Below are 13,522 nucleotides of genomic sequence, written 5' to 3'. Positions count from 1 at the left end.
GACCCCGCACCCGGCCCCCGCGCACAGTGGCCGAAGAAGCGCCCCCTCGAACATCCGCGCGCCAGCGCATAACATCCGGCCATGTCGTCGACCCCCAATGGCCAGTGGTACCCGCCGGAATGGCCGGCCCGAATCCGGGCCCTCGCGCACGGCGAGCTGACCCCGGCGGCGCCCCGCCGGGCCGCGACCGTTCTGCTGCTGCGGGACACCGACGCGGGCGGTCCCGCCGTCCACATGCTGCGCAGACGTACCTCCATGGCCTTCGCCGGCGGCGCGTACGCCTACCCGGGCGGGTCCGTCGACCCGCGCGACGAGCGGCCGGTGGCCTGGGCCGGGCCCTCGCTCACCGAGTGGGCCGGGCGGCTCGGCTTCGGGGCGGGCGAGGAGGCCGCGGCGCAGGCCGTGGTCTGCGCGGCCGTCCGGGAGACCTTCGAGGAGGCGGGCGTACTGCTCGCCGGCACCTCCGCCGGGACCGTGGTCGCCGACACCACCGGCGACGACTGGGACGCGGACCGCGCGGCGCTGGTCGCCCACGAACTGTCCTTCGCGGACTTCCTGGACCGCCGCGGCCTGGTCCTGCGCAGCGACCTCCTGGGGGCGTGGGCCCGCTGGATCACCCCGGAGTTCGAACCCCGCCGCTACGACACCTGGTTCTTCGCGGCGGTGCTGCCCGAGGGCCAGCGCACCCGGAACGTCTCCACGGAGGCCGACCGTACGGTGTGGATCCGCCCCGCCGAGGCCGCCGCGGGCTACGACCGCGGCGAGCTCTTGATGATGCCGCCGACGATCTCGACGCTGCGCGGCCTGGAGGCGTACGGGACGGCCGCCGAAGCCCTCGCGGCGGCCGCCGGCCGGGACCTGACGCCGGTGCTCGCGCGGGCGGAGCTGAAGGACGGGGAGATCGTCCTGAGCTGGCCGGGGCACGAGGAGTTCACCAAGCACCTCACCCGGCCGCCGCGCCCGCGCCCGGAAGTTCCGCCGCCGGACCGTCCGCGACCGGGAGCCCGGCCGCCACGCCGCCCCCGAGCCCGCCCACGACCACGGGAGAGTCCACCGCATGACGTACGCAGCCGCCCTGCCCGGCCGGCCCCGCGCCGGGGACATCGCCGGACCCGCCACCGACCGCGCCCGGTGCGTGCTCGCCCCGAACCCGTCCCCGATGACCCTGGACGGCACCAACACCTGGATCGTCGCCGAGCCGGACGCCGACGTGGCCGTCGTCATCGACCCCGGGCCGCTGGACGAGACCCACCTCAAGGCGGTCGTGGACGCCGCCGAGCAGGCCGGGAAGCGGGTCGCCCTCACCCTGCTGACGCACGGTCACCCGGACCACGCCGAGGGAGCGGAACGTTTCGCCGAGCTGACCGGCTCCCCGGTACGGGCCCTGGACCCGGCGCTGCGCCTGGGCGACGAGGGGCTGGCCGCCGGGGACGTGATCACCACCGGTGGCCTGGAGCTGCGGGTCGTACCGACCCCCGGGCACACCGCCGACTCGCTCTCCTTCCACCTCCCGGCCGACGCCGCCGTGCTGACCGGCGACACGATCCTGGGCCGCGGGACCACCGTCGTCGCGCACCCGGACGGCCGGCTGGGCGACTACCTGGACTCGCTGCGGCGGCTGCGGTCCCTGACCGTCGACGACGGCGTCACGACCGTCCTCCCCGGCCACGGGCCCGTACTGAGCGACGCCCAGGGCGCGATCGAGTTCTACCTCGCGCACCGCGCCAACCGGCTGGCGCAGGTCGAGACGGCGGTCGAGGCGGGGTACCGCACGCCCTCGGAGGTCGTCGCGAGCGTGTACGCGGACGTGGACCGCATGCTGTGGCCCGCGGCCGAGCTGTCCGTACGGGCGCAGTTGGACTGTCTCGGGGAGCACGGGCTGATCGAGGGCTGATTCGGGGGAGCCCGGTTCAGGGGGCGATCCAGGGGGCCGGTCCAGAGGAGTACGGGCCCGGGGGCGGTGCCCGGCCCCCGGGCCGCTGCCGCCTCAGTCCGTTTCCGCCGCCGGGCCCAGTTCGCGTTCGATGCCGCCGCGCAACAGCTCGCGGGCGCGCTCCAAGGGGACCGAGCCGCTGAGCCAGCGCGTGCTGAGCCCTTCCACCAGCGCGGTCAGCCGCTCGGCGGCGTCGGCCGCCGGGACGTTCCGGTCGGCCGTACCGGCGGCCTGCGCCTCCCGTACGAGGTCGGCCACGTCGTCCGTCCACTGCCGGGTCGCCTCGCGCAGTTGCTCCCGCAGTCCGGGGTCGAAGACGGCGCTGGACTGGAACTCGCCCCAGGCGGTGCTGTTCTCCACCAGCTCCGGGGTGCCCTGGAGCTCGCGCAGCAGCATCTCCTCCAACTGCGCGCGCGGGCCCGCCGTGCGGACGGTCTCCGGGTCCGGCGCCGTGCAGCGTTCGGCGCGTTCGCCGATGAAGTCCAGGGTGCGGCGGAGCAGCTCGGCCCGGCCGCCGAAGTGGTAGTAGATCAGCCCGGTGGAGACGCCGGCCGCGGCCGCGATCTCCTCCACCCGCAGGCCGCGTACGCCGCTCCGCGCGATGGTGCGGGTCGCGGCTTCCAGGATCTGCAGTCGGCGCTCGGACACAGTCGCCCACCGTACTCCGTACCCGGTCGCGGCCGGGCCCGCCCGGTGCTACCGTCGGAAAGTGGCTGACTGAAATTTCAGTCAGGAATGGAGGAGCGATCGGCCATGCGCATGCCTGCCGAATGGGAGCCGCACGACGGCATATATCTCGCGTGGCCGCCCTCGGGCTCCCTCTGGGGCGACCTGGCGCCCGCCGTGCAGCGCGACATCGCGCGGCTGGCACGCACCCTCGCCGAGTACGAGCCGGTCGTCCTGCTGGCCGGCCCCGAGGAGGAGGTACGGGCCCGCCGGGCCTGCGGTACGTCGGTCGGGATCGTGCCGGTGCCGGTCGACGACCTGTGGATACGGGACACCGGGCCGGTCTTCGTGACCCGGCCGGACGCGCCGGAGGGCGCCGCCGCCCGGATGGGCGTCGACTTCCACTTCAACGGCTGGGGCGGCAAGCAGCGCCACCCGAACGACGCGCTCGTCGCCCGGAACCTGCTGCGCCACGAGGGCATCCCCCGGGTCGACGCCGCCCTCACGGCCGAGGGCGGCTCCTTCGAGGTGGACGGCGAAGGCACGCTGCTCGCCGCCGAGAGTTCCCTGGTCAACCCCAACCGCAACCCCGGCAGCACCCGGGCGGGGATCGAGCGCGAGCTGCGCCGCGTGCTGGGCGTCTCCCGGGTGATCTGGGTCGACGGCGTACGGGGCGAAGACGTCACGGACTGCCACATCGACGGTCTCGCGCGCTTCGCGGCACCCGGTGTCGTGCTGCTGAACCGTCCTTGGCACGGGGACGGCCCGGATGTCTGGACCCGGGCGTACGAGCAGGCCCGCGGCGTCCTGGCGGAGGCCCGCGACGCCCGGGGCAGGCGCCTGGAGATCGTCGAGATCGCGGAGCCCGACCCGTACGCCATCGGGGAGCGCGGCCCGGAGTTCCTCACCTCGTACCTGAACCACGTCGTGGCGAACGGCGTGGTGGTCCTGCCGCGGTTCGGTGACCGCCGGGCCGACGACCGGGCGGCCGGGGTGCTGCGCGACCTGCACCCGGGCCGCGACATCCGGCAGATCCCGATCGACGCGGCCGGTGAGGGCGGGGGCGGCATCCACTGCGCCACGCAGCAGCGGCCGAGGGTGCCGTAGGGCCGTTCGGCCGGTTTCACGCGAAAGGGTCCCGCTCCCGCAGGAGAAGGACCCTTTCGTGCTGCCCTGTGCTGTGCAGCCGGTACGCGTCAGCGCGAGCGCTTCGCCAGGCGCTCCACGTCCAGCAGGATCACCGCGCGCGCCTCCAGGCGCAGCCAGCCGCGGCCCGCGAAGTCCGCGAGGGCCTTGTTGACCGTCTCGCGCGAGGCGCCGACGAGCTGGGCCAGCTCCTCCTGCGTGAGGTCGTGCACGACGTGGATGCCCTCCTCGGACTGCACGCCGAAGCGGCGCGACAGGTCCAGGAGCGCGCGGGCCACGCGGCCCGGCACGTCGGAGAAGACCAGGTCGGACATCTGGTCGTTGGTCTTGCGCAGGCGGCGCGCGACGGCGCGCAGCAGCGCCGTGGCGACCTCCGGGCGGGCGTTGAGCCAGGGCTGCAGGTCGCCGTGGCCCAGGCCCAGCAGTTTGACCTCGGTCAGTGCGGTGGCGGTGGCGGTACGCGGGCCCGGGTCGAACAGGGAGAGCTCGCCGATCAGCTCACCGGGGCCGAGCACCGCGAGCATGTTCTCCCGTCCGTCCGGGGAGGTGCGGTGCAGCTTCACCTTGCCCTCGGTGACCACGTACAGGCGGTCGCCCGGGTCCCCTTCGTGGAACAGGGCGTCGCCGCGGGCGAGCGTGACCTCTCCCATCGAGGCGCGCAGCTCGGCCGCCTGCTCATCGTCGAGCGCCGCGAAGAGCGGTGCGCGCCGCAGAACGTCGTCCACGAGATCTCTCCTTGTCGACATGCTCAAAGGGACCTTGGTCCCCATCATGCCGGAATGCAAAACAGTGCGATCAATCACAAGGATGCCGGACCCGTGGCGCAAGCCATACGGCAGGGGGCCGATTGGACCCACGGGCACCGGTGATCGGACCGGATGTCAGTGGGTGGCCTTAGTCTGGCCGAGTGTCCAATACGCCGGTGAGAGCACAGGACAAGGGGGCTGAGCGAGTGAGCGCGGGCCGTGATTCCGCTGTGGGCGAACAGGCGCCCGCCGAAGCCGCGAAAGCGGTGAAATCCGGGGAAAAGGTGCGTAAGGCGACGACGCGGAAGAAGTCCGCCGACACGGCCGCAACCGGGACCTCTGCCGCGAAGAAGACCACGGCGAAGACGGCCGCCGCCAAGAAGACCACCGCGGCGAAGTCCGCGGCGAAGAAGACCACGGCCAAGAAGGCCACGGCCGGGGGCACCACGGCCAAGAAGACCGCCGCGGCCCCAAAGACCGCCGCCCCGAAGACCCCCGCCAAGAAATCAGCCACCAAGGCCCCCGCCAAAACGGCCGGAACCACCCCCGCCAAGGCAACCACCGCCCCCACCCGCGCCTTCAAGGACGAGTCCCGTACCGCCATGGTGCGCCGCGCCCGCCGGATGAACCGCGAGCTGGCCGAGGTGTATCCGTACGCCCACCCCGAGCTGGATTTCCGCAACTCCTTCGAGCTGCTCTGCGCCACGGTGCTGTCCGCGCAGACCACCGACCTGCGGGTCAACCAGACCACCCCGGCGCTGTTCGCGGCCTACCCCACCCCGGAGGACATGGCCGCCGCCGATCCGGAGCGGCTGGAGGAGCTGATCCGGCCGACCGGCTTCTTCCGGGCCAAGGCGAAGTCGCTGCTGGGCCTCTCGACGGCGCTACGGGACCGTTTCGACGGCGAGGTGCCCGGCCGCCTGGAGGACCTGGTGACGCTGCCGGGCGTCGGCCGCAAGACCGCCAACGTCGTCCTGGGCAATGCCTTCGGCGTACCGGGCATCACGGTCGACACCCACTTCGGCCGGCTGGTCCGGCGCTTCGGCTGGACGGAGCAGACGGACCCGGAGAAGGTCGAGGCCGAGATCGCCGAGATCTTCCCGAAGAGCGAGTGGACGATGCTCTCGCACCGCGTCGTCTTCCACGGCCGCCGCGTCTGCCACTCCCGCAAGCCCGCCTGCGGCGCCTGCCCCATTGCGCACGACTGCCCTTCGTACGGTGAGGGCGAGCTGGACCCGGAGAAGGCGAAGAAGCTGCTCAAGTACGAGATGGGCGGTCAGCCGGGCCAGCGGCTGCGGCCCCGGCCGACTATCCGGGACAGCCCGCGCCGCCGCTGGCGGGCCGTTGAACGCCGCCCGTGTCCGGTGCCCGCGGCCCCGGCCCGCCGGCGCCCGTTCCGCCTGCGCCGCCCCGCGCGGGACGAAAGCGTCACACCCCGGAAGGGAACCGGACCGCCCGCTGCCGGACTCACCCCCAAGAGGACCGGCCACGGCCGCATGACCATCGATCCCACCGATCCAAGGGCCTGAGGGGGCGCGTATGACGAGCGCACGGGAGCAGTACGGCAAGACCGCGGCGTACGGGACGGACGTCAGCTCCGACGGCCTGCCGGACTGGCTGGCGCCGGTCGCGCGCGCCGCCGCCACGATCGAGCCCCATCAGCTCAGCAGATTCCTGCCGCCCGAGAGCGGCGGCCGGCAGTCCGCCGTCCTGGTCCTCTTCGGGCACGGCGACCGCGGCCCGGAGCTGCTGCTCATGGAGCGCGCGGGCACCCTGCGCTCGCACGCCGGCCAGCCCTCGTTCCCCGGCGGCGCCCTCGACCCGGAGGACGGCGATCCGGAGAGGGAGGGTCCGGTGCGTGCCGCGCTGCGCGAGGCGTGGGAGGAGACCGGTCTGGACCCGTCGGGTGTGCAGGTCTTCGGTGTGCTGCCGCGGCTGTACATCCCCGTGAGCGGCTTCGTCGTCACGCCCGTCCTGGGCTGGTGGCGGGAGCCGAGCCCGGTGGGGCCGGTGGACGCGGCGGAGACCGCCCGGGTCTTCACGGTTCCCGTGGCGGACCTCACGGACCCCGCGCACCGGGTGACGGCCCGCCACCCCAGCGGTCACGTGGGCCCCGCCTTCCTCGTCGAGGATGCCCTGGTCTGGGGTTTCACGGCCGGGGTGATTGACCGGATCCTGCACTACGCGGGGTGGGAACGGCCGTGGGACCGCACCGAGCAGGTCCCGCTCGACCGGCGTGCGTGAGACGGTGGCGGGCGTGAACGTGCTGGACATCGTGTTGCTGCTCGCGGCGGTGTGGTTCGCCGTCGTCGGCTACCGCCAAGGCTTCGTCGTCGGCATCCTGTCCGTGATCGGCTTCCTCGGCGGCGGCCTGGTCGCGGTCTATGTGCTGCCCGTGATCTGGAACCAGGTCACCGACGACGCCACACCGGGCACCTTCGCGGTGATCGCGGCGGTCGCCGTCGTGGTGGTGTGCGCGTCCGTGGGGCAGGCGCTGACCACCCATCTGGGCAACAAGCTGCGGCGCTACATCACCTGGTCACCGGCGCGCGCCCTGGACGCCACCGGCGGCGCGCTGGTCAACGTCCTGGCGATGCTGCTGGTCGCCTGGCTGATCGGCTCCGCGCTGGCGCGCACCTCCCTGCCGACGCTGGGCAAGGAGGTCCGCAACTCCAAGGTGCTGCTCGGTGTCTCCCAGGTGATGCCGGAACAGGCGAACACCTGGTTCCAGGACTTCTCCTCGGTGCTTGCGCAGAACGGCTTCCCGCAGGTCTTCACGCCGTTCTCGAACGAGCCGATCCACTCGGTGCCCGCGCCCGACCCGAAGCTGGCCGGCAGCCCGGTCGCGGCCCAGGCCCGCAAGAGCATCGTCAAGGTCGTCGGTACGGCCCCGAGCTGCGGCAAGGTCCTCGAAGGCAGCGGCTTCGTCTTCGCGCGGCACCGGGTCATGACCAACGCCCACGTGGTGGGCGGCGTCAAGGAGCCGACCGTCCAGATAGGCGGCGAGGGCCGGACGTACGACGCGAAGGTCGTCCTGTACGACTGGGAGCGCGACATCGCGGTGCTCGACGTGCCGTCGCTGCCCGCGCCCGCGCTGCGCTTCGCGGCGGACGACGCGAGCACCGGCAAGGGCGCCATCGTCGCCGGCTTCCCGGAGAACGGCGGCTACGACGTCCGCGCGGCCCGTATCCGCAGCCGCATCCAGGCCAACGGCCCGGACATCTACCACCGCGGCACGGTCGGCCGTGATGTGTACTCCCTGTACGCCACGGTCCGGCAGGGCAACTCCGGCGGACCGCTGCTCACGCCGGGCGGCGAGGTGTACGGAGTGGTCTTCGCCAAGTCCCTGGACGACGCCCACACCGGCTACGCGCTGACCGCCGACGAGATCCGCGAGGACATCACCAAGGGGCGTACCGCCGAGCGGGCGGTCGACAGTCAGGGGTGCGCGATGTGACCGGACGCCGGACCGGGCGGGGGCGGCGGCCGCTCCCTGGCCCGGGGCCCCGGCGGAGGTCAGGTCCGTGGATGCTTGAGGCGCGCGGTCATCCAGCGCGCGCGGCGGCGCAGGATGTGCGGAATGCCCAGCGGGTGGGCGAACCCGGGAGACTCACCGGACACAAGGTCCGAGGAACCCCTCTCCTGAGTGCCCACGGCAGCGGCGTTGCTGCGGCGGTTGCGTGCCACGTCACGGTAGTCGTGCGTCCAGCCCATACCCACGACTCTGCCCGGGCCCCGGGCTCCGTAACCGCCCGGCGGCCCGTCAATTGGCCTATGCGGGCGGCAATTGGCTGTTCGTCATACGCGCGTTCGGATCCGGTCGGCGTGTCGCCCCGTCCGGCCCTTGCGTCCCGCCCCGCCCGGACCTCGCCGGCCCGGTCTACCGGTCCGGTTCCGGGTCCTTCAGCCAGTTGATCAGTTCGGTGGAGAACGCCACCGGGTCCTCCTCGTGCGGGAAGTGCCCGAGCCCGTCGAAGAGCCGCCAGCGGTACGGGGCCTCCACGTACTCGCCGGAACCGGCCGCGCTGCGGGCGCGCATCACGGGGTCGAGCGAGCCGTGCAGATGCAGCGTCGGCACCCGTACGGGCCACTTCATGCGCCGGTTGAACTGGATGCCGTCCGGCCGGGCCATCGACCGGACCATCCAGCGGTACGGCTCGATCGCGCAGTGCGCCGTCGAGGGGATGCTCATCGCCCGCCGGTAGACCTCGACGTCCTCGTCCTCGGGCAGCCGCGGCCCGGACCAGTCCCGGATCAGGCGGCCCACCAGGGCGGCGTCGTCCGCCACCAGCCGGCGCTCGGGCAGCCAGGGCCGCTGGAAGTTCCATACGTAGGAGCTCTGCCGGCTCTGCTTGAAGTCGGCCAGCATGGCCGCGCGCCAGCGGCGGGGGTGCGGCATCGAGGACACCGCCAGCCGCCGGACCAGCTTCGGCCGCATCACGGCCGCGGTCCACGCCAGGTAGCCGCCGAGGTCGTGCCCGACGATCGCGGCGTCCGGCTCGCCCAGGGACCGTACGACCCCGGTGATGTCCAGGGCCAGGTTGGCCGGATCGTAGCCGCGGGGCGTGCGGTCGCTGCCGCCCACGCCCCGCAGGTCCATCGCCACCGCACGGAAACCCGCTCCGGCGAGCGCCGGGAGCTGGTGGCGCCAGGTCCACCAGAACTGCGGGAAGCCGTGCAGCAACAGCACCAGCGGGCCGTCACCCATCTCGGTGATGTGGAAACGCGCACCGTTGGCCGCCACGTCCCGGTGGGTCCAGGGACCTTCGGGACGTACGACCGAGTCGGAACTGTCGGTAGCCGTCATACGGAGGAGCGTGTCACAGACTCCAGGACCGGGTGGTCCTCGGGGACCGCCCGCGGATGCGGCTTGACGTTCCCCAGTACGGCCGCCGTCTCCTTGGCCGAACTGATGGTCTTCTCGGGCTTCTTGATCTTCTTGAGCTTGCTGACCGCGATCAGGACCAGCAGCAGGGCGACGACCAGGAAGGCACCGCCCACGATCAGGAAGGACCAGGCGAGGCCGAGGCCGAGGTTGTGGATGCCGTAGGCGGCGGCGAAGCTCAGGACCGGCAGCGCGAACAGCGCCAGCGCGCCGGCCACCAGGAACGCGGCGCTGCCGATGCCGGCCCGCTTGGCGTCCTGCCGCAGCTCGGCCTTGGCCAGTGCGATTTCGTCGTGCACCAGTGCGGACATCTCGGCGGTGGCCGTGGCCACCAGTTGCCCGAGGCTGCGGTCCGCGCCGTCGTCGGCTGTGCTCATCGACGTCTCCCTCTTGTCTTCTCCCGGATGCAAAGCCTCTCAGATCATGCCGGACCATCGTCCCCGGCGTTCGCGCCGGAGGCCACTTCGGCAAGGCGGCGGTGTTCCGCGGCCTTCGCTTCGAGAAGTTTCGCCATCCGCAGGTGGTACTCCGGGTTGCCCAGCTCGTACACGTCCGGGATGCCGTCCTGGTCCTCGTCGCGGTCCTCGTCCTCGCACAGCTTCTTGTACTTGGCGTTACGTATCTTCAGCAGGATTCCGGACAGCACGGCGGCGATCAGCGAGCCCGTCAGCACGGCGGCCTTGATCTCGTCGGTCAGCAGCGGGTCGTCGGTGAAGGCCAGCTCGCCGATGAGCAGCGAGACCGTGAAGCCGATGCCGGCGAGTGAGGCGACGGCGAAGAGGTCCGGCCATTTGAGGTCGGGGTTCAGCTCCGCTCTGGTGAAGCGGGCCGCGCACCAGGTACCGCCGAAGATGCCGAGGGCCTTGCCGACGACCAGACCGAGCACGACGCCGAGCGTTTCCGGCTTGGTGAACACGTCGTGCAGCGCGCTGCCGGAGATCGACACGCCCGCCGAGAAGAGGGCGAACAGCGGCACCGCGAGACCGGCCGAGACGGGCCGCACCAGGTGCTCGATGTGCTCGCCGGGAGACTGCTCCTCGCCGTCGCGGCGGTGGCAGCGCAGCATCAGGCCCATGGCGACGCCCGCGATGGTGGCGTGCACGCCGCTGTTGTACATCAGGCCCCAGATGACCAGGGCGAGCGGTACGTAGATGTACCAGCCGCGGACGCCCTTGCGCAGCAGCAGGTAGAAGACGGCGAGGCCGGCGACGGCGAAGCCGAGCGCCAGGAAGTTGAGCTGCGAGGTGAAGAAGACCGCGATGATCAGGATCGCGAAGAGGTCGTCGACGACGGCGAGGGTGAGCAGGAAGGCGCGCAGCGCGGACGGCAGGGACGTGCCGATGACGGCGAGCACGGCCAGCGCGAAGGCGATGTCGGTGGCGGTCGGCACCGCCCAGCCGTCCATCGAGCCGCCGCCGACGGTGTTGACCACGAAGTAGACGAGGGCGGGCATCGCCATGCCGCACAGCGCGGCGACCACCGGGAGCGCGGCCTTCTTGGGTTCGCGCAGGTCACCCGCGACCAGCTCGCGCTTGAGCTCGATACCGGCGACGAAGAAGAAGACGGCGAGCAGGCCGTCGGCGGCCCAGTGCTGGAGGGAGAGGTCCAGTCCGATGGAGCCGATGCCGAGGTGGAAACCCCGTACCGACTCGTAGCTGTCCCCGAGGACGTTGGCCCAGAGGAGGGCCACGACGGCGGCGACGAGCAGCAGGACGCCGCCCACGGTCTCGGCGCGCAGGGCTTCCGCGATGAAGTTCCGCTCGGGCAGGGACATCCGCCCGAGGAATATGGATCGGCGGTTGTGGGGCGCGCTCACGCGAGGACCTCCGGTGTTTCGGCAGCTGGATACGGCTGTTGCAGTTGCCGACCAGACTTCCCGGCGCACCTTTGGTATTTGTCGCGTTCTTGACGCGATCCCTACTGTACCCGGGCTGCGAGGGGAACATTCCGGCGATCTTCACCTTACGGGCAAATGGTGCGATCGGCCGCCCGGCGAGGGGTGCGGGGCGCCCGGAACAGGCAAAGGGCACCCGGCCGGTCTGCGGACGGGTGCCCCTCGGAGTGGCGGTCACTCATCGGCACACGCGTGCGAACGCGCGGTGCTGGGTGCGACCGCCCGGTCAGTCCTCGCTGGCCGCGGCGGGCAGCTTCGCCTGGATCAGGTCCATCACGCCGAAGTCGGTGAGCGTCGAGACGTCGCCCAGGTCGCGGTTCTCGGCGACATCGCGCAGCAGCCGGCGCATGATCTTGCCGGAGCGGGTCTTCGGCAGCTCGGCCACCGGCAGGACACGCTTGGGCTTGGCGATCGGGCCGAGCTGCTTGCCGACGTGCGCCCGCAGCTCCTCCACCAGCCCCTCGTCCTCCGCCGCGGTGCCGCGCAGGATCACGAAGGCGCAGATCGACTGGGTCGTCTGCGGGTCGGTCGCGCCGACCACGGCGGCCTCGGCGACCTTCGGGTGCGAGACCAGCGCCGACTCGACCTCGGTGGTGGAGATGTTGTGGCCGGACACCAGCATCACGTCGTCCACCCGGCCCAGCAGCCAGATGTCGCCGTCCTCGTCCTTCTTCGCGCCGTCACCGGCGAAGTACTTGCCCTCGAAGCGCGACCAGTAGGTGTCCAGGTAGCGCTGGTCGTCGCCCCAGATCGTGCGGAGCATGGACGGCCACGGCTCGGTCAGGACCAGGTAGCCGCCGCCCCCGTCCGGCACCTCGCGGGCCTCGTCGTCCACGACCGTCGCCGCGATGCCGGGCAGCGGGCGCTGCGCGGAGCCGGGCTTGGTCTCCGTGACGCCCGGCAGCGGGCTGAGCATCATGCCGCCGGTCTCCGTCTGCCACCAGGTGTCCACGATCGGGGCCTGGTCGGCGCCGATGTGCTTGCGGTACCACATCCACGCCTCCGGGTTGATGGGCTCGCCCACCGAACCGAGGACCCGCAGCGAGGACAGGTCGTACTTCGCGGGGATGTCGTCGCCCCACTTCATGCAGGCGCGGATCGCGGTCGGCGCGGTGTAGAGGATCGTGACCCCGTACTTCTGCACGATCTCCCACCAGCGGCCCTGGTGCGGGGTGTCGGGCGTGCCCTCGTAGAGCACCTCGGTCGCGCCGTTGGCCAGCGGCCCGTAGGTGATGTACGAGTGGCCGGTGACCCAGCCGACGTCGGCGGTGCACCAGTAGACGTCGGTCTCCGGCTTGAGGTCGAAGACGGCGTGGTGGGTGTAGGCCACCTGGGTGAGGTAGCCGCCGGTGGTGTGCAGGATGCCCTTGGGCTTACCGGTGGTGCCGGAGGTGTAGAGGATGAACAGGGGGTGCTCGGCGTCGAACGCCTCCGGGGTGTGGGTCTCGCTCTGCCGCCCGACGATGTCGTGCCACCACACGTCGCGGCCCTCGGTCCAGGCCACGTCCTCCTGGCCGGTACGGCGGACCACCAGCACGCTGCGCACGTTCTCCGTGCCGGGCCTGGTCAGCGCCTCGTCGACGGCGGGCTTGAGGGCGGACGGCTTGCCGCGGCGGTAGCCGCCGTCCGCGGTGATCACCACGCGGGCGTCGGCGTCGTTGATACGGGTCGCCAGCGCGTCCGCGGAGAAGCCGCCGAAGACGACCGAGTGCGGCGCGCCCAGGCGGGCGCAGGCCAGCATGGAGATGACGGCCTCGGGGATCATCGGCAGGTAGATCGCGACCCGGTCGCCGGCCGTGACGCCCAGCTCGGTCAGCGCGTTGGCGGCCTGGGAGACCTCGCGCTGCAACTGCGCGTAGGTGATCGAGCGGGTGTCGCCGGGCTCGCCCTCGAAGTGGATGGCGACCCGGTCGCCGAGCCCGTTCTCCACATGCCGGTCCACGCAGTTGTACGCGACGTTGAGCTTGCCGTCGGCGAACCACTTGGCGAACGGCGGGTTGGACCAGTCGAGCGTCTCGGTCGGCTCGGTCGCCCAGGTCAGGCGCTTGGCCTGGGTGGCCCAGAAGCCCAGCCGGTCCGCCGCGGCCCGTTCGTACGCCTCGGCGGTGACGTTGGCGTTCGCGGCCAGTTCGGCGGGCGGCGCGAACCGCCGCTCCTCCTTGAGAAGATTGGCCAGGCTTTCGTTGCTCACGTCATCTCCCATTCAGGGCGTGCGATGTCTCTCCCGGCCCTAGCTCATCAGCCCATCACCC

The 13,522-nt window shown here is 72.1% G+C and carries 10 protein-coding genes and 2 pseudogenes; 6 read left to right on the top strand and 6 right to left on the bottom strand.

Annotated features, from left to right (window positions below; translation table 11 throughout):
- Positions 1-81 precede the first annotated feature (81 nt).
- A pseudogene (locus EJG53_RS42575) lies at positions 82-963 on the top strand (NUDIX hydrolase); the annotation flags it as partial.
- A gap of 94 nt (positions 964-1,057) precedes the next feature.
- A complete protein-coding gene (locus EJG53_RS18710; RefSeq protein ID WP_125045805.1) occupies positions 1,058-1,894 on the top strand; it encodes an MBL fold metallo-hydrolase in 837 nt (278 codons plus the stop codon).
- Between the two features lie 93 nt (positions 1,895-1,987).
- Here the strand turns inward: EJG53_RS18710 and EJG53_RS18705 are convergent, their stop codons facing one another.
- The gene (locus EJG53_RS18705) at positions 1,988-2,581 is read right to left on the bottom strand and encodes a TetR/AcrR family transcriptional regulator (RefSeq protein WP_125045804.1); all 594 of its coding nucleotides are present in this window, start codon (positions 2,579-2,581) and stop codon (positions 1,988-1,990) included.
- 105 nt (positions 2,582-2,686) lie between these two features.
- Between EJG53_RS18705 and EJG53_RS18700 the strand changes: the two genes are divergently transcribed.
- Positions 2,687-3,706, top strand: coding sequence for an agmatine deiminase family protein (locus tag EJG53_RS18700; protein ID WP_244955208.1), 1,020 nt, complete (start codon positions 2,687-2,689; stop codon positions 3,704-3,706).
- Positions 3,707-3,795: 89 nt separating this feature from the next.
- Here the strand turns inward: EJG53_RS18700 and EJG53_RS18695 are convergent, their stop codons facing one another.
- Complete coding sequence (locus EJG53_RS18695; RefSeq protein WP_003981529.1) at positions 3,796-4,470, bottom strand: Crp/Fnr family transcriptional regulator; 675 nt, start codon at positions 4,468-4,470, stop codon at positions 3,796-3,798.
- Positions 4,471-4,721: 251 nt separating this feature from the next.
- On the opposite strand from EJG53_RS18695, the pseudogene nth reads away from it, so the two are divergent.
- The 3 genes and pseudogenes from nth (at position 4,722) to EJG53_RS18680 (ending at position 7,948) form a co-directional block, all read left to right on the top strand.
- Positions 4,722-5,839, top strand: a pseudogene (nth, locus tag EJG53_RS18690) (endonuclease III).
- A gap of 191 nt (positions 5,840-6,030) precedes the next feature.
- On the top strand, positions 6,031-6,735 hold the full coding sequence (locus EJG53_RS18685; RefSeq protein WP_125045801.1) for an NUDIX hydrolase: 705 nt from the start codon (positions 6,031-6,033) through the stop codon (positions 6,733-6,735).
- Positions 6,736-6,748: 13 nt separating this feature from the next.
- Positions 6,749-7,948, top strand: coding sequence for a MarP family serine protease (locus EJG53_RS18680; RefSeq protein WP_125045800.1), 1,200 nt, complete (start codon positions 6,749-6,751; stop codon positions 7,946-7,948).
- A 423-nt stretch (positions 7,949-8,371) separates the two neighbouring features.
- Here the strand turns inward: EJG53_RS18680 and EJG53_RS18670 are convergent, their stop codons facing one another.
- The 4 genes from EJG53_RS18670 to acs all read right to left on the bottom strand — a co-directional run bounded on the left by EJG53_RS18670 (position 8,372) and on the right by acs (position 13,461).
- On the bottom strand, positions 8,372-9,298 hold the full coding sequence (locus tag EJG53_RS18670; protein WP_125045799.1) for an alpha/beta fold hydrolase: 927 nt from the start codon (positions 9,296-9,298) through the stop codon (positions 8,372-8,374).
- Positions 9,295-9,753: a phage holin family protein gene (locus tag EJG53_RS18665; RefSeq protein ID WP_031010079.1), complete on the bottom strand. Its 459-nt coding sequence runs from the start codon at positions 9,751-9,753 to the stop codon at positions 9,295-9,297. The genes EJG53_RS18670 and EJG53_RS18665 overlap by 4 nt, the downstream gene beginning before the upstream one ends.
- Before the next feature lie 44 nt (positions 9,754-9,797).
- A complete protein-coding gene (nhaA, locus tag EJG53_RS18660; RefSeq protein WP_371858803.1) occupies positions 9,798-11,150 on the bottom strand; it encodes a Na+/H+ antiporter NhaA in 1,353 nt (450 codons plus the stop codon).
- Positions 11,151-11,496: 346 nt separating this feature from the next.
- Complete coding sequence (acs, locus tag EJG53_RS18655; protein ID WP_125045797.1) at positions 11,497-13,461, bottom strand: acetate--CoA ligase; 1,965 nt, start codon at positions 13,459-13,461, stop codon at positions 11,497-11,499.
- Between the last annotated feature and the right edge of the window lie 61 nt (positions 13,462-13,522).

The sequence above is a fragment of the Streptomyces chrestomyceticus JCM 4735 genome, assembly GCF_003865135.1.
In the GTDB taxonomy this organism is placed as follows: Bacteria; Actinomycetota; Actinomycetes; order Streptomycetales; family Streptomycetaceae; genus Streptomyces; species Streptomyces chrestomyceticus.
The sequence above is the reverse complement of the archived record's forward strand: the minus strand, read 5'-3'. Positions and strand labels throughout refer to the sequence as shown.